The 21,793-nt window shown below is 37.6% G+C and carries 17 protein-coding genes and 4 pseudogenes; 14 read left to right on the top strand and 7 right to left on the bottom strand.

What is annotated here, in order from left to right; all coding sequences use genetic code 11:
- Positions 1-33 precede the first annotated feature (33 nt).
- From pnuC to N4G44_RS06880, 5 genes are all read left to right on the top strand, one after another.
- A complete protein-coding gene (gene pnuC / locus N4G44_RS06900) occupies positions 34-684 on the top strand; it encodes a nicotinamide riboside transporter PnuC (protein ID WP_474925464.1) in 651 nt (216 codons plus the stop codon).
- Between the two features lie 22 nt (positions 685-706).
- Positions 707-1,375 carry a hypothetical protein gene (locus tag N4G44_RS06895; protein ID WP_474925463.1) on the top strand — a complete coding sequence of 223 codons (669 nt, stop codon included), beginning with the start codon at positions 707-709 and terminating at the stop codon, positions 1,373-1,375.
- Between the two features lie 90 nt (positions 1,376-1,465).
- Entirely contained in the window at positions 1,466-2,233 is a 768-nt protein-coding gene (dapF, locus tag N4G44_RS06890) for a diaminopimelate epimerase (RefSeq protein ID WP_073064373.1), read from the top strand.
- A gap of 29 nt (positions 2,234-2,262) precedes the next feature.
- Positions 2,263-3,288, top strand: a complete 1,026-nt coding sequence (gene mltG / locus N4G44_RS06885) for an endolytic transglycosylase MltG (RefSeq protein WP_474925460.1) — start codon at positions 2,263-2,265, stop codon at positions 3,286-3,288.
- A 242-nt stretch (positions 3,289-3,530) separates the two neighbouring features.
- Positions 3,531-6,011: a TonB-dependent receptor domain-containing protein gene (locus N4G44_RS06880; protein ID WP_474925458.1), complete on the top strand. Its 2,481-nt coding sequence runs from the start codon at positions 3,531-3,533 to the stop codon at positions 6,009-6,011.
- A 37-nt stretch (positions 6,012-6,048) separates the two neighbouring features.
- Here N4G44_RS06880 and N4G44_RS06875 read toward each other — a convergent pair whose 3' ends face one another.
- The 4 genes and pseudogenes from N4G44_RS06875 to N4G44_RS06860 form a co-directional block, all read right to left on the bottom strand.
- Positions 6,049-6,501: an adenylyltransferase/cytidyltransferase family protein gene (locus N4G44_RS06875; RefSeq protein WP_474925455.1), complete on the bottom strand. Its 453-nt coding sequence runs from the start codon at positions 6,499-6,501 to the stop codon at positions 6,049-6,051.
- Positions 6,502-6,601: 100 nt separating this feature from the next.
- A complete protein-coding gene (gene galE, locus N4G44_RS06870; RefSeq protein ID WP_474925453.1) occupies positions 6,602-7,621 on the bottom strand; it encodes a UDP-glucose 4-epimerase GalE in 1,020 nt (339 codons plus the stop codon).
- A 14-nt stretch (positions 7,622-7,635) separates the two neighbouring features.
- Entirely contained in the window at positions 7,636-8,055 is a 420-nt protein-coding gene (locus tag N4G44_RS06865; RefSeq protein WP_474925451.1) for a hypothetical protein, read from the bottom strand.
- A 4-nt stretch (positions 8,056-8,059) separates the two neighbouring features.
- A pseudogene (locus N4G44_RS06860) lies at positions 8,060-9,168 on the bottom strand (DegT/DnrJ/EryC1/StrS family aminotransferase).
- Between the two features lie 100 nt (positions 9,169-9,268).
- Between N4G44_RS06860 and N4G44_RS06855 the strand changes: the two are divergent.
- Positions 9,269-10,873, top strand: a complete 1,605-nt coding sequence (locus tag N4G44_RS06855) for a S8/S53 family peptidase (RefSeq protein WP_474925449.1) — start codon at positions 9,269-9,271, stop codon at positions 10,871-10,873.
- Between the two features lie 206 nt (positions 10,874-11,079).
- Here N4G44_RS06855 and N4G44_RS06850 read toward each other — a convergent pair.
- Positions 11,080-13,502 (bottom strand): annotated as a pseudogene (locus N4G44_RS06850) (phosphoenolpyruvate carboxylase).
- A gap of 244 nt (positions 13,503-13,746) precedes the next feature.
- On the opposite strand from N4G44_RS06850, the gene N4G44_RS06845 reads away from it, so the two are divergent.
- The 8 genes and pseudogenes from N4G44_RS06845 to N4G44_RS06810 all read left to right on the top strand — a co-directional run bounded on the left by N4G44_RS06845 (position 13,747) and on the right by N4G44_RS06810 (position 18,719).
- Positions 13,747-14,151 (top strand): hypothetical protein, encoded by a 405-nt coding sequence (locus N4G44_RS06845; RefSeq protein WP_474925447.1) that lies wholly within the window; start codon positions 13,747-13,749, stop codon positions 14,149-14,151.
- A 38-nt stretch (positions 14,152-14,189) separates the two neighbouring features.
- On the top strand, positions 14,190-14,534 hold the full coding sequence (locus N4G44_RS06840; protein ID WP_474925445.1) for a hypothetical protein: 345 nt from the start codon (positions 14,190-14,192) through the stop codon (positions 14,532-14,534).
- Positions 14,531-14,803 carry a hypothetical protein gene (locus N4G44_RS06835; protein WP_474925443.1) on the top strand — a complete coding sequence of 91 codons (273 nt, stop codon included), beginning with the start codon at positions 14,531-14,533 and terminating at the stop codon, positions 14,801-14,803. The genes N4G44_RS06840 and N4G44_RS06835 overlap by 4 nt, the downstream gene beginning before the upstream one ends.
- 362 nt (positions 14,804-15,165) lie before the next feature.
- A pseudogene (locus tag N4G44_RS06830) lies at positions 15,166-16,328 on the top strand (iron-containing alcohol dehydrogenase).
- A gap of 233 nt (positions 16,329-16,561) precedes the next feature.
- Entirely contained in the window at positions 16,562-17,023 is a 462-nt protein-coding gene (locus N4G44_RS06825; RefSeq protein ID WP_474925441.1) for a lipocalin-like domain-containing protein, read from the top strand.
- Between the two features lie 64 nt (positions 17,024-17,087).
- On the top strand, positions 17,088-17,744 hold the full coding sequence (locus N4G44_RS06820; RefSeq protein WP_474925439.1) for a GDSL-type esterase/lipase family protein: 657 nt from the start codon (positions 17,088-17,090) through the stop codon (positions 17,742-17,744).
- Positions 17,745-17,751: 7 nt separating this feature from the next.
- Complete coding sequence (locus N4G44_RS06815; protein ID WP_474925437.1) at positions 17,752-18,021, top strand: hypothetical protein; 270 nt, start codon at positions 17,752-17,754, stop codon at positions 18,019-18,021.
- A gap of 89 nt (positions 18,022-18,110) precedes the next feature.
- Positions 18,111-18,719, top strand: coding sequence for a tetratricopeptide repeat protein (locus N4G44_RS06810; protein WP_474925435.1), 609 nt, complete (start codon positions 18,111-18,113; stop codon positions 18,717-18,719).
- Positions 18,720-18,747: 28 nt separating this feature from the next.
- On the opposite strand, the gene N4G44_RS06805 is transcribed toward N4G44_RS06810, so the two are convergent.
- Both N4G44_RS06805 and N4G44_RS06800 read right to left on the bottom strand, forming a co-directional pair.
- On the bottom strand, positions 18,748-20,100 hold the full coding sequence (locus N4G44_RS06805; protein WP_474925433.1) for a DEAD/DEAH box helicase: 1,353 nt from the start codon (positions 20,098-20,100) through the stop codon (positions 18,748-18,750).
- A gap of 231 nt (positions 20,101-20,331) precedes the next feature.
- Positions 20,332-21,677, bottom strand: a pseudogene (locus N4G44_RS06800) (ABC1 kinase family protein).
- Between the last annotated feature and the right edge of the window lie 116 nt (positions 21,678-21,793).

The following is a 21,793-nucleotide window of genomic DNA, read 5'->3' as shown; positions in this document are numbered from 1 at the left end:
CAAAACTGCTAATTTTTGCGTATTTTTGATCGCATGAATTTATATGATCTTTTCGTAAAGCCGTATGAAAACTACAGTAGCATACAAATTCTACTGGAAGCCAGCGGTGCATTTTTCGGAATTTTGAGCGTCTATTTTTCAATTAAAAAGAATATCTGGGTTTACCCTACCGGCATCATTTCTACCCTGATCTATGTGTATATTCTCTTTAATTTCGGACTGCTTGGCGACTGTATGATTAACGTATATTATACAGCAATGAGTATTTATGGCTGGATTTTATGGTCAAAAAATTCTGAAGACCATGTACATGTAGAGGTAAGCTGGGCTACCAACAGGGAAAGGTTATATGCCGGCGGCCTGTTTATTTTAAGCCTGGCATTGGTTACGCTTATATATTATTACAAACCTTATATAGATAATCAATTTTCTATGGAAGGTACAAATTTAGGATTGTATCATCTTGACTGGGCCAATTGGCTTGATGTGATCACCACTTCTATATTTTTAGTAGGAATGTGGTTTATGGCGAAACAACGCATTGAGAACTGGATTTTCTGGATTATCGGAGATTTTATTTGTATCCCTATGATGATTTTTAAGGAACTTGGTATCACTTCGGTTCAATATTTGGTATTTACTATTATGGCTATCTCAGGATATGTCAATTGGAAAAAAGTTTAAAAGAAAAAAGTACAATAAAGTCATGAAAAATTTATTTAAAATAGCTTTCAGTATCGTAGCTATCAGTAGTTTAACATCATGTTTGGCATACTCCGACGGGTATGCAAACAACGGCTACGGTGACCCATATTATAACAACGGATATTACTATGCTCCTTCCGGATATTACGGAAGCGGAGGTTACTACGGAAATGACGGCTATTATTACAGAAACGACGTTAATTATTATTACGACAACGGTGTTCCTTATTATTACTATAACAATGGAAACGACCGAAGAAAAGTATATGTAGAGAGAAGAACTACTACCTCTTCAAGACCAAGTAACGGATTCCGTAATACAAGTAACAACGGAAGTTATAATAACGGCGGATTCAATAATAACAGAACCGGCACAAGAAATAGCAGTACGAATGGCGGATTCAGAAATTCGAACAGCGGAAACTATAATAATAACAACCAGAGACCACAAAGCAACCAGAACAGCGGGGGCTTCAGAAATAGCGGAAGCTACCAGAACAATCAGGGAAACCAGAACAATCAGAGCAGCGGAGGCTTCAGAAATACGCAGCAGCAGAACCAGAACAGCAACAGGACGGAATCTTCCGGCGGCGGTTTCAGGGGAAGTTCAAGCACTCAGCAAAGCACTAGCTCTTCAAGACAGCAGTCCAGCGGAGGCGGATTTAGATAAAACAATTATAAATAAGAAAACGGGCAGCTAACACTGTTCGTTTTTCATTTTAAATATATTAATTTTGCTCGTTAATTTTAGACTAAAAATATGGAATTTTATAAATATCAGGGAACAGGAAATGATTTTGTAATGATAGACAACCGTGACCTGCAGTTTCCCAAGAATAAAGATATTATTGAAAAATTATGTGACAGACGTTTCGGAATCGGTGCAGACGGACTGATCCTTCTTGAAAATGATAAGGATTACGATTTCAAAATGGTATACTATAATTCTGACGGCGGCGAAAGCACCATGTGCGGAAACGGTGGAAGATGCCTTGTCGCATTTGCCTTCTTTCTGGATATTTTTGAAGACAGATGTAAATTCATTGCCATAGACGGTGAGCATGAAGCGGAAATCCATAACGGTATCATCAAATTAAAGATGATTGATGTAGATACTATTTCCGGTGACGGAGAAGACACTGTCATGAATACGGGATCCCCTCACTATGTAAAATATGTGGAAGATCTGGTGAACTACAATGTTTTTGCAGAAGGTCACGGCATCAGAAATTCAGAAAACTATAAGGAAAATGGCATCAATGTGAATTTTGTTGAAAAAATTACGGATGATGAAATTTTTGTAAGAACCTATGAACGAGGCGTTGAGGATGAAACTTACAGCTGCGGAACAGGAGTTACTGCTTCTGCTTTAACTTTTCTGCAAAAAAACAATCTAATTTCTGTAAAAGTTAAAACTTTAGGAGGAAATCTTAAAGTTCATGCTGAAAAAAACGGAAATTCTTTCCAAAACATTTGGCTTGAAGGTCCTGCAAAGCAAGTTTTTAGAGGTAAAATAGATCTTATTTAAAAACTAAACTTTTAATCAACATTTTAATAATGAAAAAAACTGTTCTTATTATCGCTCTCATTATTGTTGGAGCGGCAGGATTTTTTGGTTTGAGATTTTATAATAAATATTATGGAAACAACGTGGAAAAGGATGGCTATGTTCTGATTCCGCATAAAGCGGATTTCAAGCAGATTCTTGATTCCGTGGCTCCATATTTAAAAGATAAGGAAGCTTTTGAAGCAGTGGCAAAGGATAAGAATCTGGACAGGTTCTTTAAGCCGGGCCGCTATCATTTCCAACCGGGAGCAGGGAACACCAACCTTGTGAATATGATTAAGGCCGGAAACCAGTCTGAAAACACCTTCAGAATAGGAGATTTCGGAGACATGTACCAGATGATAGGAAAGGTTACCAAAAAAACGGAGCTGGATTCTTTACAGTTTGTGAATGACCTGAATAAAGTAGCCGTAGAAAAAGGCTATAACAATGCAGAAGACTTAAAAAAGTATTTTTTCATAGACACTTATAATTTTTTCTGGACAGTAAGCCCGAAAGATTTCTTTAAAAAGTTTGATGAACAGTACAACGAATTCTGGACAAACGAAAGAAAAAACCGCGAGCAGCAATCCGGACTGACCAGAGACCAGATCTATGCCCTGGCATCGATTGTCTACAAAGAATCCGGCGGGAAGAAGGATGAAATGAAAACAATTGCAGGATTATACCTGAACCGTTACAGAAAAGGCATGAAACTTCAGTCGGATCCTACGGTAATTTATGCCATTAATAAGCAGACTAATTTTAAGGAGCCTATTAAAAGAGTATTGTACAAACATTTATCAACTCCATCGCCCTACAATACCTATGCCAATGCAGGCATTCCTCCGGGACCTATCTGTATCGTTGATAAAAACTCTGTAGATGCGGTTTTGAATGCAGAAAACAATAATTATATCTTTATGTGTGCTGATCCCGCAAGATTTGGCTATCATAAATTTACAGCAAGTGCAGAAGAACATGCCATTAATGCAAAAGCTTATCAGGACTGGCTGAATTCCAAAAATATAAAATAAAAGATAAATTTAACTTTTATTAACAATATGATAATTAACTTTTAACACTTCTATACGACTTATACATCTATAAATAATACATAAATCGTAATATCTGAAATCATACCCAATTAAAGATTTCACAATATTAAGACTTATACCTTTACGATTTTACACAAAAAATACCTTATGAATCAGACGGAAATTGTCAACATTTTCACAAAAAAACGCTAGCACTTACTTTTGTACTTTCGGCAGCAGCAATGGCATTTGCCCAGGAGAAAGCAGGAGTTACGGGAATGATCGTCAACAAGAACAATCAACCGGTTCCTTATGCCTCTGTGACGTTCAGCAATAAAGCGAACAAGACCTTAAGTGACGCTGTATTGACCGACGAAAAAGGACAGTACAAACTGGAGCTGGCACCTGGAAATTACGACATTACAGTAGAAGCAATCGACTACAAGAAAAGTGTAGTCAATAAAAGTATTGCAGGCCCGGGAAATATCGGTGCATTATCCATACAGCCGGAAGCTGCAACCACTCTGGACGGCAAGACCCAGGAAATACAAGGTGTGGTGATTACTGCAGCGGCAACAAAACCGTATAAAGTGGAACTTGACAAAAGGACTTACGACCCTTCCCAGGATATTGTAAGCAAGGGAGGAAATCTTCAGGATGTGCTTTCCAATGTTCCTTCCGTTTCTGTGGATACTGACGGTACTGTTTCGATGAGAGGAAGCTCCAATGTGAAGTTTCTGATCAACGGGAAACCTTCTGCCCTTCTTGGGATAGATGATGGTGCCAACGCCCTTCAGAGTATTCCTGCTGACCAGATCGAGAAGATTGAAGTAATTACCAACCCTTCTTCTAAATTTGAGGCTAGCGGTACTGCAGGTATTTTGAATATTATTTTAAAGAAAAGCAAGAAGACCGGTTTTAACGGTAGTGTTATCGGAACTCTGGGCTATCTTCCCCAAACCAACCTTAATGCGAATCTTAACTGGAGAAAAGGAAACTTTACATGGTTTCTAAATGGTGGCGGAGGCTACAGGGAATCAAAAAATACCAGTAGAAATGATGATTATTTTAACAATGCCAAATTAGCTGATGATTTGGTACAAAGAAATACCGACTCTGAAACCAAAAGTAAAAATAACAACTATAACGCTTCCGCAGGTATCGTTTATGACATTTCCGAAAAAACCTCAGTAAATGCATCCGGAACCGTAAGAACTTTTGACAGTGAAAACTTTGGTAATATTGATTATCGCTACACTCCTCTTACAAATCCTTTTTATACATCAAACAGAAGTACTTTCGGCACCAATAACAACCTGGCCTTTCAGGGTGATTTTGGATTAGATCATAAATTTGATGACAAAGGACAAAATTTATCATTATCATTAAGTTTACAGAGAAGCCGCTCATACAACGATACCAATATTGATGATACCATTGACAATCTGAAAAATATTATTAACCAGAATACCATTAACAGATCTATTATCGGTAAGGCTGATTATGAATTACCGATTGGTGAGATTTCAAAATTGGAAGCAGGATACAGGATTGATATCAATACCAATGATTATAGCAATGATGTTCGTGAAAGCACCTCAACCAAGCCATTAGATTTTCTTAAGCCATACACTTATGATGCAACATATAAGGAGACTTTCAACGCCTTTTATTTGCAATTCAAAAGTAAAATCGGAAAATTGGGTTACCAGGTGGGTGTAAGGGATGAATTGTCGAATGTAGATATTAATTACCTAAGCCTTGATCCCAAGAAAAGTGTACCTGCAACTACTAAAAATTACAATAACTTATTCCCAAGCGTCTATTTAAGCTATGAATTCGCGAAGGATAATCAGTTGCTATTAAACTACACAAGAAGAATAGACCGCCCAAGATCATTCTTTATGATTCCTAACCCGAGTTATAATGACAACCAAAATATTTTTGATGGAAATATTGATCTTAATCCATCATATGTGGACTCTTTTGAATTCGGATACAGCATTTCAAAAAAGAAATTCACGATCAACCCTACATTATATTACAGACATCAGACTGATGATACAAAAATGCTGGTGTATAATATTCTGGCGACGGATGAAAATGGAGCTATTATTGATCCAAAACGTATAGAATCTCACACAAAACCTATTAACCTGGGTACAGATGACCGTTTTGGTTTGGATTTAAACTTCAACTGGGATGCAACAAGCTGGTTGAAATTCTTAGGAAATGTAGATATGTTTGGTTACAATACAAAAGGCAGTACTCTATATGACACCTTTGATAAAGATTTAAATCCTACCCAAGCTGTTGCTGATTTTAGTGGTAAAGGTTTTTCAACAAGAGCAAGACTTTCTTCAACGATTAAGGTGGATAAAACATTCAGCTTCCAGCTGCAAGGATTCTACAGAGGAGGCCAGAAAACGGCTTACCAGGATAGAAAAGATATGTATGCCATCAGTCTCGGTGCTTCCAAAACAATCTGGAAAGGTGACGGAACTTTAGCATTCAACATTCAGGATATTTTCAATACCAGAGCAATGAGGTCTACAACATATACAGCAAACAGTATAAGAGATTCTTATATGCAATGGCAGCCAAGACAGTTCTCAGTTTCTCTGACTTACAGATTCAAACAGGGCGAGAAGATAGAACAGCCTAAAAAGAAAAAAGACATCAACTCCAACGCGAATGGAGACGAGCAGCAAGCTCCGATGTAATACACAAAAAAATCCCGAAAACATTTTCGGGATTTTTTTATTTTACGGCTTCTGTTCGTTCCAGTTTTTCTTTTTCTGCTTCATAGATTCTTCTTCTAAGATCGCTGGTGGAAAACCTGTGGTCTCTTTTATTGTAAAAGATCTCAATTCCTTTCTCTTCACAGTATTGTTTCCCTGTAAAGTCTCTGTCCATATAATCGTCCCCAATGATTCTTACATCGATCACAAAGGATTTCAAAATATCAAGAAGATCTTCTTCCGTATAGTAAGGGATGATCTCGTCTACAGCACTAACTGCCTTTAACTGAATATACCTCTCAACGATGCTTTGGCTGGGCTTGTTTTTATTCGGACGGTCATGGGAAGGATCTACCTGGAGCCCGACAATTAAATAATCACAAACCGTTTTAGCTTCTTCAAGCATTTTGATGTGTCCTGCATGCAGCAGATCGAATGAGGAAAATGTAATACCTATTTTTTGTGTTTTCATAACAGTGTCAATTAAAATTCCGGCATATCAGCTATTTTAAATCGTTAAAAAGCTCCTATTGCAGGAAAAGATTGTTATATAATTGTTTTTAAAATTCTTTTTAAACAGCTCTTGAATCAAGATACTGCTGCCATTTCCATACCGTTCTTAAAGATTCCTCCAATGAAGTCTCAGACTTCCAGTGAAGCTCTTTTTCAGCCTTATCCGCATTAGCATAGGCAATGGTAATATCCCCCTCTCTTCTCGCACAGATCTGATAAGGAACTTTCACATCATTAGCTGCTTCAAAAGCTTTCACAACTTCCAGTACGGATGAACCCTTTCCTGTTCCAAGGTTAAATATGTCAATCACCGTTTCATCGCTACTCTGTAACAAGTTCTTAAGGGCGCTTACGTGGGCTTTAGCCAAATCAACAACGTAAATATAATCACGAACCGCAGTTCCGTCTTCCGTATCGTAATCATCACCCCAGATACTCAGTTTTTCGCGAATTCCGGCAGCTGTTTGAGTAACATATGGAATTAAATTATTAGGAATTCCCAATGGAAGTTCGCCTAATTTTCCGGAAGGGTGAGCTCCAATAGGATTAAAATACCTTAAAAGAGAAATTCTTCTGTTGTAGGCTTTTGCAAAATCAATCAAAATTTCTTCACCCATCTGTTTTGTTTTGCCATAAACACTTTCAGGCATTTTCAGCGGTGTATTTTCATCAATCGGCATTTTCTCTGCCTGCCCGTACACCGTACATGAAGAGCTGAAAATAAAATTTGAAATCCCTCTTTCCTTAAATTCCTGAAGAATATTGATCAGCGTAAACAAATTATTTTCGTAATAATCTATCGGCTTTATCTGGCTTTCTCCAACGGCTTTGGAAGCTGCAAAATTGATGCATCCTTCAATCTGATGGGCATCAAAAACCTGGGTAAGAAGCTCTTTTCTCTTCAGGTCAAAAGGATAAAAAACAGGTTTCTTCCCTGCAACTTCCTCAATATTTTTTAAAATAAATTTTTCAGAATTGGATAGATCATCAACAATGACAACATCAAAGCCATTATTCAAAAGTTCCACAACTGTATGAGAACCAATATATCCAAGTCCTCCTGTGACTAATATTGCCATTTTTTTGTATTTTTTTAATCTGTGTGTTTTCCTATGTTTTCTAAACCTTCATATTCCACTTTTGGAACTTTAAATTTATTAACAATAAAAAGTGAAGCTAATATAAAAAGAATTCCCGTAACCATTCCGTTTGTACCTTGATCGTAAGTTCTGTAAGCAATCAGATAAGTGATCAGTTCAAAGATCATAAAACAAAGTAACAATACAAGATGAATGTTGGTAAGTAAAATACCCTTTCTATTTTTTACAATAAGAAAATAAGACTGAAATAATGATAAACTCAAAATAAGAAATATTAAAGTTAAACCTAAAAAATTTATTTCATTACTTATCCTGACAACAATCGCCATTAAATATAGTATTGCTGAAAAAAAGGTCAACATTAAGCTAACAACATATACAATTTTTTTAGAAAATAACTTTTTATCTTTCATTACATTATCTCATGAATTCCAGCACCGCATCCGTAATATACTTCAGCTGCTCTTCATCCAGTTCCGTATGCATCGGCAGGGAGATTACCTGATCCAGAAGCTTGTCGGTATTCACAAAATCTGCATCATTGCTTTCCTGGAAATAGGCTTTCTGCTTTCTCAATGCTACCGGATAATAGATCATTGCCGGAATTTCCTTTTCTGCAAGGAATTTCTGAAGCTCGTTACGCTTTCCGTTCAGAATTCTTAACGTATACTGGTGGAATACATGCGTTGAGCTTTCTGATCTTTGTGGAGTAAGAATATCTGCATGTCCTGCAAATGCCTCATCATAATAATCAGCAGCTTTTCTTCTTGCTTCATTGTAAGTATCCAGATGAGGAAGTTTTTTCTCAAGACTGCCGCCTGAATACTGTCCAATCTGGAATTCACTCCTACCTCATCATGATAATATCTCTCGTACATTCCGTGGTTAACGATTCCTCTCAGACGGTGTGCCAGTTCATCATTATTTGTGAAAAGAGCCCCGCCATCTCCATAACAGCCTAAATTTTTGGAAGGGAAAAATGAAGTAGTTCCCACCGTTGCCATTGTTCCTGCATATTTCTGAGTTCCGTCAGAGAATGTATACTGTGCTCCTATGGCCTGTGCATTGTCTTCAATAACATACAGATTATGTTCTTCCGCAATTTTTAAGATCTCTTCCATATTTGCGCACTGTCCGAAGATATGGACCGGAATAATTGCCTTTGTTCTTGGAGTGATTGCTTTTTTAATTTCTTCCGTAGAAATTGTGAATGTATCGTAATCTACATCTACCAATACTGATTTCAGTTTAAGCAGATGAATAACTTCTACTGTAGCGGCAAAAGTAAAATCTGCAGTGATTACTTCATCCCCTTCTTTCAGGTCTAAAGCCATCAGTGCGATCTGCAAAGCATCCGTTCCGTTAGCACACGGGATTACATGCTTTACCTCTAAATAAGATTCCAATTCATTCTGGAAAGACTTTACTTCAGGGCCGTTGATAAAAGCCGCAGAATCCATTACATTTAAAACCGCATTGTCTACATCATTCTTTATTTTGTAATACTGACTTTGCAAGTCAACCATCTGAATTTTTTCATAAATAAATATTTGTGTAAAAATAAGGAATTTAAAATCCTATCAAAAATTTTATTGATTTTGTTTTATCTTTATAGAAAATAACTTTATGAAAAAACTTTTACTCTTTTGTCTTTTAGTGGGTTACTCTGCCGCAAATGCACAAACAGAGCTTGTTTTTGTTTATTTTACAGACAAACCGAATAAAGCTGCTTTTTATGCCAATCCACTATCTGAACTGAGTCAAAAATCCCTCAACAGACGTACTTCGCTGGGTATTGCCCTGAATGACCAGGATGCCCCTATCGAGCAGTCTTATATCCAGAATCTTCAGAACCTCGGCTTTACCGTTACCGATTATTCCAAATGGCTTAACGGTGCAGCAGTAAACGCAACTCCGGCTCAGATCACAACTTTACATGCACAGCCTTATGTATTATCGGTAGAAAGTTTTGCAAGAAATAATACCTCTGTCCCTAAAACAGTGGCTCAGAATAAATGGAACCCGGTTTCTGAAACTCAAAAAACACTGACTGTTTTCGATTATGGCTCCGGGTCTGCACAGATCGACCAGATCAATATAAGACCTCTTCATCTTGCCGGTTTTACTGGTACAGGGGTTTCCATAGCGGTTATCGATGCCGGTTTTCCTTATGTGGATACCGGATCTGCATTTGAAAGATTACGTAGCAACAATCACATTAAAGCCGTTTATGACTTTGTCACCAAAACAGCCAATGTATACAATACTGCCATCAGCAATCACGGATCTGCCGTGTTAGGTGCTATCGGCGGTTATATCGAGAATACTTTTGTAGGCTCTGCCCCGGATGCCGATTTTTACCTTTACAGGAGCGAAAATGCTGTCGGTGAAATCCCCGAAGAGGAATTGTACTGGATAGAAGCAGCTGAAGAGGCGGACAGAAAAGGCGTTGATATTATCACATCTTCTCTTGGCTACAATGTCTTTGACGACTCCCGGTACAGCTATACGTACTCGGATATGAACGGAACTACTTCTTTTATTGCCAGAGCTGCTGAAATAGCTGCCAATAAAGGGATTTTTGTTCTCGCAGCAGCAGGAAATTCAGGAGCCCAGCCCTGGCATTACATTATGACCCCTGCAGATAATGCCAAGGTGTTCACTATAGGATCGGTAGATGCAGCAGGAAATTCTTCAGGATTTTCATCTTATGGACCGAACTCCCTTGGGATGGTAAAGCCTGACGGAAGTTCAAGAGGAAGCGCTGCGGCAACGGTGACCAACAGTACATTAACCTCAGTCAGCGGAACATCTATTGCAACGCCCATTGCTGCAGGTGGTGTAGCATGTTTTATTCAGGCTTTTCCATCAATGAACAGGGAACAGATCAGGACAAAACTCCGCCAGACCGCTTCTCTTTACCCCGGCCACACGGACCAGATGGGATATGGAATTCTTAATTTTGGAAACCTTTACAATCAAGTCCTGAATACTTCTGAAATAGTGAAGAAAGAAAAGTTTGCTATATTTCCCAATCCTGTAAAAAATATTCTGAACATTGCTTCTGAAGGTGAAATTATATCCCTAGAAGTTTATGATAATTTAGGTAAACTGATCAGGAAAAACAGCGGACAGAAATCTGTAAAAGTTGAAGATTTTCCGAAAGGAACCTATTACCTGAAAATTAAGATGAAGAATGACACTTTTTATGAGAAGTTTTTAAAAGAGTAATTAATACTGATCAAACTGCTGCTGATCGGCAGTTTATTTCACACAGATTGCTCAGATCACTCAGAGTTTTACGGCAACAAATATATTCAATAGGGACGGCTTCAGCCCGTTCATTCGTTCAATAATTTAAACATTTTACCAAAGGCTTTAGGCAAAATTTTAATCAAAAAAACGCCTTCCAAATTGGGAGGCGTTTTATATATCAGTTAAGCTGAATTTCTGCTCGCATTAATATTTCCGAATAATGACCTTGTCACCAGCTTTTCGTAAGCTTCCCTGTTCCCTTCTTCTTTCTGGATTTTCATTAAGGCATATTGCTGAATACTCAATAGAGGTAAAACAATCTTTTCCCTTATTTTCACAGATTTTCTGGATAACGGATCTTCTTCCTGCAGCATCTTGAAGCCGGTAAGTTCCAGCATAATATCCTTTGAAAGAACATATTCATCATAAAGGACATTCCAGAATGTTCCGAATTTCGGATTATTTTTAATGTAATATGTAAGCGGGAAATAAGACTTGTTCATACTCATCATCGAGTTCAGGACTAAAGTTTTAAAGAAATCAGAGCCTTTATACAGCTCTTTCACTTCATCCAGCCTTCCCTGCTCTTTCATCTGCTGCATGGCAAATCCAAACCCGAAAAACCCGGGAACATTTTGCTTCAGCTGTGACCAGGATCCTACAAAAGGAATAGCTCTTAAATCTTCAAATTTCAGTTCGCTTCCGTTCCCTCTTTTGGACGGACGGCTTCCGATATTGGTCTTACCATAATATTCAAGGGTACTCATTTCCTGAAGATAAGGAACAAACATAGGATGTGCTTTCAGATCCGAGTATTTTTTATAACTGATCTCTGCCAGTTCAATGATGAGTTGTCTTTCTTTTTCCGTAAGGTCTTTTTTGGAATTTTTAAAAACATCATTTTCAACTCCGGCAGTCAGAAGCTGTTCAAAATTGTATTTGGCCTGTTCTTTATTTCCAAAGATACTGGTGATCGTCTGCCCTTGTATGGTGAGTTCGATTTTGTTGTTCGCAATGGTATTTCCCTGTGATGCATAGAAATCGTGGGTTTTCCTCCTCCCCTTGCCGGCGGACCGCCCCGGCCATCGAAGAACACCACTTTAATTCCATTCTGCACGGAAAGTTTAGTCAGGACTTCTTTGGCTTTATAAATTTCCCAGTTGGCTTTAAGATAGCCCCCGTCTTTTGTTCCGTCTGAAAAACCAAGCATAATCGTCTGTTGGTTTCCTCTGCTTTCAAGATGCTTTTTATAGACTGGATTCCGGTAAAGCTCACTCATTACGTTTTCAGCGTTGGCAAGGCCTTCCATCGTTTCAAAAAGCGGAACAATATCCATTTTGATCTCTTCATCCTTATAGCCGCAGATTTTAAAGAATGCATACACATTCATCACATCTTTTACAGCATCGGAATTGGAAATAATATAGCGGTTCATTCCTCTCTGCCCATTGAGATCCTGAATTTCAGAAATCTGGCAAACAGTTAATAAAGTATCTTTAACAATATCTTCAAACTGATCTGCGTCAACTTTATTACCAAGCTGGATCAGTTTATTGAATTTTTCTTCTTCACCGGCTTCGGCATTACCATAAACTTTTGCAAAAACATCATCAATCACTTTCTGATGAATCCTGCTGTCCTGGCGTACATCCAAGGTAGCAAAATGGGTCCCGAAAATTTTCACACGGTCTCTGAAATTTACCAGAAGGTCTAAAAACAGGGAATTGTGTTCTTTCACCAGTATTCTTTCTGCTTCATCAGCTTTTTTCAGAATATCATCTGCGGTAATCATTTTACCATTGAAAATAGCACTGTAAAGCTCATCACTCAGCTGGGTCAACACTTCAGATACGCCTCTGAAACTTAACCTCCTTCTGATAAATTTCAAATGGCTGTAGTAAGATTTCAGAATGGCGGAACGGAGTTCTTCTGCGACTCTTTTGGTAACATCTGCAGTCACAAACGGATTTCCGTCTCTGTCTCCACCCGGCCAGAAACCAAGCTGAATAATATCTTCATGGAGATGGAAATGACCGTTTCCAAAGGTCTTTTTGATCTTGGTAAATAGTTCTCCGATTGTATCGTAATAAACATATCTTAAATAAGAAATAATGCTCAGTGCTTCATCAATTGGAGTTGGCTTTTCCTTATTGACAAAAGGGGTTTTCCCCAACTGTTGCAGAAGCATATCAATCTGGGTAACGGAATCGCTGGTAATAGCTCCCCTCAAATCCTGGATAATCCTCTGCACCGAACTTGGATAAAACTGGGTCGGGTGTGCTGTAAACACAACTTTTACTGTGAAATCCTTTAGTTTCTCGCGGACTTTTTCAAGTTTGTGGTCCTGGTATGAACGTTCGAAAAGATTGGTAACCGTCCCGTTGTCGCTTTCGGAATGGAGGCTTGGAAAGGCAGCATCTTCAATACTGTCAAATAAAACCACCTGTCTTTCGATATATTGTATGATCTTGAAAAGGAGTTCTACTTTCTGCTCCTCCGTCTGAAGGTCGGTATGGTTTTTAAAGAATTCTTCAATAATTTCCTCAGGAGTCTTGCCTTCTTCATATCCGTTTCGGCTTTCCTCGTAAAGGAACGGGAGAAGCATCCCGATATTGGTCATTTTATCATAAGGCAGGCTCATAAATAATGAATTGTAGATCTGGAACTTATTCTCCACGATCTGCCTGAATTTTTCTGCTCGTTGGTCGTGTATCATATAACAAATGTAATGGATTTTGGAATTAATTTAATTGACAAATAGCAAAAAATGCAGAAGCAGGACCAAAATTATTTTTGAATACAGCAGTTTAATGATTAATTTTACTTTTAACAGAATTAATCCATATCTCATGAAAAATATTTTCATATTCCTTTTAATGACTTTTATTTTCACGGCCTGTGGTGAAGATTGTTATAATGCTCCTCAGACAATAGCTTTTAAATTCGTTAATTCCGACGATGAAAATCTGATCACCAACGGAACGCTCACCGCTTATTCTATCAAGGATGAAGACCAGAATGGAGTACAATTAACCAAAACATCCGACGACATGGTTATATTAGAAAATGTGGGAGCCTATAATGGGACAAAAAATTACAAATTCCAGTCTAATATCAAAACTTTTGACTTTTCAATACAGTCGTCAGAGTTTAATGGAGGCTGCGATGGGTACCAGATCAATAAATTAACATTTACAGGCATAGGGATTGATGTAACTGATGAAAAAGGATATTATAAAATTATACTGAAATAATTGAGTCAGTATTTATGCTATTTAAGAAAATAATAATTATGAAAATTATTTCGATCATCTCTTTTCTGATCCCGGGTTTTCTACTGTCTCAAAATACGGTTCCCGCCGATTTCAAAAAAATTCCTGAGATCCTTGACAATATTGAACTCCTCTATCCATTCATTGTTCCTGATAAAGATTATGGCTACTGGAGGGTACTGACTAATGATCCGGATCCTGATAAAGCAGTTGTCTATGAAAGCCAGATGCCGGATTTCATGACCATCAATGAGCCTTTTCCTGAGAAAGGTTTTTCCAGAAATGCGTTGGTGAAAAATGTTTCACCTATATTCTGGCCTGCAAAAAAGACAGATCTGTATATTTTGCCAGTGAACAGCAATTGAGGGATTTCATTGGAACGGTTGACAATCTTCCGGAAGCTATTCTGCTGGCTAAAACTTATGGTTTTTCAGTAGATACCAGTAATAAGCTTAGCGGATCCTATAAAATTGAAGACAAACATATTAATCTTTATCTTTCAAAGTCTAAAGGCTGCCCGGAAATTAAAGAATCTTATTTTATAAAGATCAACAGAAAAAACGGAAAGCTTGAATCAAAAAACAATGGTATTTACTTTAAAGGTGAAAATTGTAATGAAGCTGTTTCTCAGTAAGAGGGAGTTGTTTTATTAAAAAAAACAGAAAGTATATCTTTATTTTGTATTTAATTCTCCCGCTGATTGGGCAGATTACGCAGATTTTTTTGTAGTATTTTTAATAGACTGCTTCATCGAATCAACTTTGTTGATTTTCCTCTTTGCTTTCTTAAAATATATAGGATGAAACATCATCTTTGCGTTTAAAAAAATTCTCTAGCCCAAAATAATTCCTGAAGCTCTTTATGCAAAAATATTATCAAGACAAGCTAATGAAATTTATATTGTTATTATAAAACACTTTGATAGGAATTTTAAAATTTCATTAACTCAGTTTTCGTATTGCATTGCGTAAATTTGAATCAAATAAATTTAGAACAATGCTTAATTTCGAATTTAAAAATCCTACAAAAATACTTTTTGGAAAAGGTGAAATCGCTAAAATTTCCCGTGAAGTTCCAAAAGATGCCAGAATATTAATGATTTACGGAGGTGGAAGCATCAAGAACAATGGTGTTTACGATCAGGTAAAAGAAGCTCTGAAAGATCATGATTTATATGAATTTGGTGGTGTTCCTGCCAATCCTGAATATGAAGTACTGCTGGATGCTTTAAGCTTTATCAAAGAAAAAACATCAATTACCTTCTGGCTGTAGGTGGAGGATCTGTTATTGACGGAACCAAATTCCTTTCGGCTGCTGCTCATTACGAGGGTGAACCGTGGGATATTCTTAAAAATTCAGTGAGAACGTTCGAAGGTGAAGGAATGCCTTTCGGAAGTATCCTGACTTTGCCTGCAACCGGCTCTGAAATGAATTCCGGTTATGTGATATCAAGAAGAGAAACCAATGAAAAGCTATCTTCCGGCGGTCCTGGTCTTTTTCCACAGTTTTCGGTTCTCGATCCGGAAGTGATCAGAACAATCCCTAAAAACCAGATTGTGAACGGAATTACAGATGCTTACACCCATGTTCTGGAACAGTATATGACCGCTCCTTCTTCTGCCGATCTTCAGGAAAGAATTGCAGAAAGTATTCTGATCAGCCTCCAGGAAACGGCTCCTAAAGTTTTGGCTGATGATTTTGATTATGATGCTGCCGGGAATTTTATGTGGTGCTGTACGATGGCTCTAAACGGCCTTATCCAGAAAGGAGTGATCACAGACTGGGCTGTACATGCTATGGGCCATGAACTGACCGCCTATTTCGGAATCGACCATGCAAGGACTTTAGCCGTTATAGCTCCTTCCCATTACCGTTATAATTTTGAAACAAAGAAAGGAAAGCTGGCTCAGTATGCTGAAAGAGTATGGGGAATCAAAGACGGAACAGTGGAAGAAAAAGCAGAACAAGGAATTAAAAAGATGGAAGAATTTTTCCACAGTCTGAACATCAAAACCAAGCTTTCGGAATATACAGAAGACTATAAAGGAACTGCAGAAAGAGTGGAAAAAGCATTCACGGACAGAAACTGGTCAGGCCTTGGTGAATACAAAAAACTGACGCCTCAGGATGCTTATAAAATTGTGGAGATGAGTTATTAGAGTTGCGGGATGCGGGTTTCGAGATTCGGATTTGAGTATGAAAGTTTAATTTCCGGGCTTGAAAGTTTATTTATTCAGTTTTCAAAACCTGAAATTTGTAACATGAAACCCGAACCTCACATCCCAATCCCTATAAAATTCTTTTATTTATAAACATTCGTTTAAAAAAGCTGGATTTCATTACAGATATTTCAAATTTATTTATATTTTAGCATATTCTTAAATTTGTGAAAATGAAAAAACAACTACTTTTATTTGCCTTTTCTGCTTTAGCACTAACTTCCTGTAAAGATGACAATATCGAAGCCTATGAATTAGAAATGATGAGCGGCGACTGGAAGGTAAGCAAAATAGAAATTATTTCCGGAAAGGACAATAAAACAGTAATTAAGACCGAAACACCTACTGATTGTGAGGCTAAAAATATACTCCATTTCAGAAGTGATTATTATACAAGCTATACTTACTATTCCGAAGTTGGTCTTGAGTGCCAGCTGGCAGGAAAAACTGAAGGTAAGTACACTTACACTGAAGAGTCTAAACTGCTAAGTATAAAAAATGACAATGATACTGAAAGATGGTACAGAGTGGAAGTGCTTACCAGCCATGATCTGAAGCTGGCACAGTTATTCAACACCTTTGATCAGGACGGTGATGGTGTTGCCGATCTGACTTACGTTAGCTACAAAAGATAAATACAAACTCCCGATTTTCGGGAGTTTTTTATTACATTTATAAGATATTTAAAAATTGATTACAATGAAGAAGATTCTTTCAGCATTTCTCTTGCTGTATTTTACCCTATCCTTTTCGCAGGACAAAAAACCGATGTTCTGGCAGGACATTCAGAATTTCAAAAAAGCTGATCAGGAAAATCCACCGCCTAAAGATGCTATCTTATTGATTGGAAGCTCCTCCTTCACCAAATGGACGGATGTTGCCAGCTATTTCCCCGGAAAAACAATCATCAACAGAGGTTTTGGAGGATCAAGATTAACAGACCTGAATTACTTTTCAGATGATCTTTTAAGCCCTTACCAGCCTAAACAGATCATTATTTACTGTGGTGATAATGATTTTGCGGATAATCATGACCTGAAAGCCAAGGTAGTGGTCAACAGATTTAAAACATTCTATAAAAAGATCCGTGAAAGATTCCCCAATATTGAAGTCGATTTTATCTCCATAAAATATTCGCCAAGCCGCGAAATTCTTTGGCCAAAGATGAAGGAAACGAATAAAAAAATTGCCGCTTTCATGAAAAAAGAGCCTAATGCCGAATTCATTGATATTACAAAAGCGATGGAGGATGCCAACGGAAATGTAAGAAGAGACCTTTTTGTGGAAGATATGCTTCACCTGACCCCGGAAGGATATGCAGTCTGGGCGAAGGTGATGAAACCTTATATGAAATAACATAAAAATGATAAAAAAACCAACAACCATTATAATTTCAGTTTTTATTTGTTCATTAGTTTTTGGACAAAAAGACAAAGGTCTTGATAAGCAAAAACTTATTAAGGAACTTTCTGATAATTCCTGTAAATGTGCAGATTCAATTACACTCTTTAATAGAGATAAAAAAGATATTTTAAAAGATATACATGATTGTATTGATAAACAGGCAGAAGCATTACAGCTCGGAACATTACTGGGAAGCGTTGAAAATTTAAAAAAAATGCATCTGAAGTAAATGGCAAAAAGCAGGTCAATCTCACCTTTAACACAGATAAAAGTTCCCAGCAATACATTGATAGTTATAATGAGCTTGAACGTTATCTTATGGAAAATTGTGCAGCTGTAAGAAATGCAGCCATGGTATCAGAAACAAAAACTGAAGGGCTTTCAAAAGATCCGATTGCCTTGGAATTTTATCATAGGGCCCTAGATGCCTCGCAAAAAGAAGATTGGAAAGAAGCTATTCAAAACGGTGAGAAAGCCGTAAAAAAAGATCCTAAATTTATTTATGCCTGGGATAACTTGGGCATAAATTATAGAAGAATAAGCGAATACGATAAATCTATAGCTGCTTACAAAAAATCTCTTGAAATAGATCCAAAAGGGAAAATGCCTTTGCAGAATATTCCACTTGTTTATGTATACAAAAAGGATTTTCAAAAGGCTATTGACTCTTATTTGGCTCTAGAGAAAGTATACCCTGAAGATCCTGAAATGTATTACGGAATTGGCCAGGTATATTTTTCAGGTATTAAGGATGACGAAAAAGCATTGGATTATATCTGCAAAGCTTATAGAATTTATACCAATCAGAAATCTCCTTACAGAGCAGATGCAGAAAATATGATATCACTTATTTATCAAAATATGAAGGAAAAGAACAAAATTGAAAAATTTAAAGAAATCCTGAAAAAAAACAATATAGAATTTTAAATAAAAAAAATCCCGTTAAGGGATTTTTTTATTTCTTTCTTTTAGATTTCGATATGGCTTTCTGCTGGGCCCTGTTCGCTCCGAATTTTTTGGGAGCTTTTCTTTTGGATGGTCCGCCCCAGTTTTCTTTTTTATTCTTGTCCTTCTTCTCATGAAATGCGGCTCCTCCTTCATTCAGCTTTACCTGAGCAGGATTTTTCATAATCACCACATCTTCTTCAGAAGCGATCTTTTTAGGGTTAATTTTCACCTCTGCAGGGAAATCGGCAAACTTAAGGTCTTTGTCCATTAACAGCTCGATATCAAGAATGGAAGCTTCTTCTTTTTTAGTCACAAAAGTAACCGCTTTACCATCTTTATCCGCTCTACCCGTTCTTCCTATTCTGTGGATGTACTGTTCAGGGATTTCAGGGGTTTCAAAATTGATGACGTGGGTAATATTTGAAATATCAAGACCTCTGGCCATTACATCGGTAGTAATCAGTCCTCTGATCTCTTCATTTTCAAATCTTTTCATAGCTTTAAGCCTGTAATTCTGAGATTTATTAGAGTGAATCACATCAAACTGTTCAGGGAAAAGCTCATCAATTTTGGCAAACAGAAGATCAGAATTTTTCTTGTTATTGGTGAAAATCAACACCTTGGACATGTCTTCGTTGTTCTTCAGTAAATATTCAAGAAGATTGATCTTGGTATTAAAGTTTTCTACTTTATAACCGGTTTGTTCTATTTTTTCAAGAGGTGTTCCTGATCTTGCCAAAGAAATTTCCACCGGACTCGCAAAGTACTGGTCCAGCATCTCATCAACAGCTTCCGTCATGGTAGCAGAGAAAAGGATATTCTGTCTCTTCGGCTTCATCATTTCGAAAATATGGGTAAGCTGCGGTCTGAAACCAAGGTTCAGCATTTCATCAAATTCATCAATGATCAGCTTCTGCACTTCTTTCAGTGAAATTGCATTGTCAATGGCAAGGTCCATTACCCTTCCCGGAGTTCCTACCAGAATATCACATCCGTCATTAAATAAGAGTTTCTGTGTATTGATATTTTTTCCTCCATATATTCCGATCACCCTTGCGGTCAAATTTTCTGTCAGTTTCTCAAGAATTTCAGCAACCTGAACCACCAGTTCTCTTGTAGGAACAAGGATCAAGACAGTAGGATTCCCTGTTTTGTTGTATTTCCATGTTTTAAGAACGGGCAGAAGATAGGCTAATGTTTTTCCGGTTCCGGTTTGTGCAATCCCCATCACATCTCTTCCGGAAAGTATAGGCCCAAGGCTCTTTTCCTGAATGGGTGTAGGTTCGAACAATTCCAGATCCGCTAAAACATCAAGAATTTTAACCGGCAGGTCAAAATCCGCAAAAGTGAGTTTTTCCATGGTGCAAAGATAGGTATTTAAATTTTGTTTCGGGTTTCGGGTTGCGAGTTTTGAAGATGGTTTGAGGTCTCGGGTTGCGGGTTACGAGTTTCGGGTTACGAGGTGTGAGGTTCAGGTTGAAATTAGTTGTAAAATTACAATTCTTCATTTCATTAGCCTAAACTAAGTTCTGTATCCCTTATCCCGGAACTTAAAACCCGTAACTCGAAACCCGCAACCCGAAACCGCTTCTTATTTCCTCGTCACTCTCAGTAAAAGTACTAAAACCAGTATAATGGAAAATACAAAGCCCAAAACCGCAACCAAAGACAGTTCTCCGATCCTTGGGCCGGATTCTGAAACAAAAACGATGGCTGTAGCAATGATATTGGCTCCAAGAATCATGGCAAGAATTAAATTGACCACACTTGACTTGATCAGCTGGTTGGTTTTTTCAATATTTTTAATCTCGCTGGAAACGGTGAATTTGTTATCATCCAGCTTCTGAAGTACGGATCTGAGCTCTTTGGGAATTTCATCAACATTATCTGTGAAATTCATCATCCGGTCCATTCCTGTTTTCAAAAGATTTTTGGGTTTGATCTTTTTGGTCAGGATTTTCCTGGTGTAAGGATGAAGGCTCTTCACAATATCCAGATCAGGATTGATCGTTCTTCCGACTCCCTCTATCAGGCTGATTCCTTTAAATAAAAGATAAAAATAGTCCGGCATATGGAGCCTGTTGTCTTTCAGAATATCTTTCATTTTATTGATGATCACCTGAACGTTGATATCCTGCAGCGATGAACTGTGCACAAAGTTCAGAATATCTTCCACATCGTTTTCAAACCTTCTTTCATCCGGAATTTCGTAGCTGACGGCCATTTTTTTGAGCTGACGTACAATTTTATGTGAATTTTTAGCCACAAAGCTTACGATAAGGCTTTCAAGGATTTCCTTATCGTTCGGCTGAATCTTTCCTACAGCACCAAAGTCAATAAAAACTATTTTCCCGTCTTTTTTCACCAGGATATTACCGGCATGCGGATCAGCATGGAAAAACCCATAATCCAGGATCTGGGAGACAAACAGCCTCAATCCTACTTCGGATACTTTTACAGGGTCGATATTATGGGCTAAAAGAGCTGTTTTATCAGTTACCTTGATCCCATCGATAAATTCCATGCAGAGAATATTGTTATTGGAATATTCTTCATAGATTTTTGGAACATAGGTTTCTTTATTGTTCTTGAAATTCCGTGCAAAATGCAGGATATTTTCTTTTTCGTTGACCAGGGAAACTTCTTCCAGCAAAGATTTTTCAAAAGTGGAAATGGCCTGTTTCAGATTAAGCTTTTCTCCAATTTCAGAATAGGCGGAAACGATCTTCTCCAGGTCTTTGATAAGGAGTAAGTCATCTTCAATAACGGCCTGTACATCGGATTTTTTAGTTTGAGGATCACAGGACTTCCATCAAGCAAAACCGCTTTATAAACCTGGGCGATGGACGCAGTGGCTAAAGGCTGCTTCTGAATTTCCTGAAAATGATCTTTAACGAATATATTGAACTCGTTTTCCAGGATTTCTTCAACGTTCATGTCTACCGTATCCACTTTATCCTGAAGTTTTTGCAGCTCCTGGATAAGCTCCGGCGGAAGCAGGTCTTCCCTGTTGCTGAAGGTCTGTCCCAGCTTTACAAATGTAGGTCCAAGCT

It is taken from the genome of Chryseobacterium sp. GTID13 (assembly GCF_056172655.1).
The sequence above is the reverse complement of the archived record's forward strand: the minus strand, read 5'-3'. Positions and strand labels throughout refer to the sequence as shown.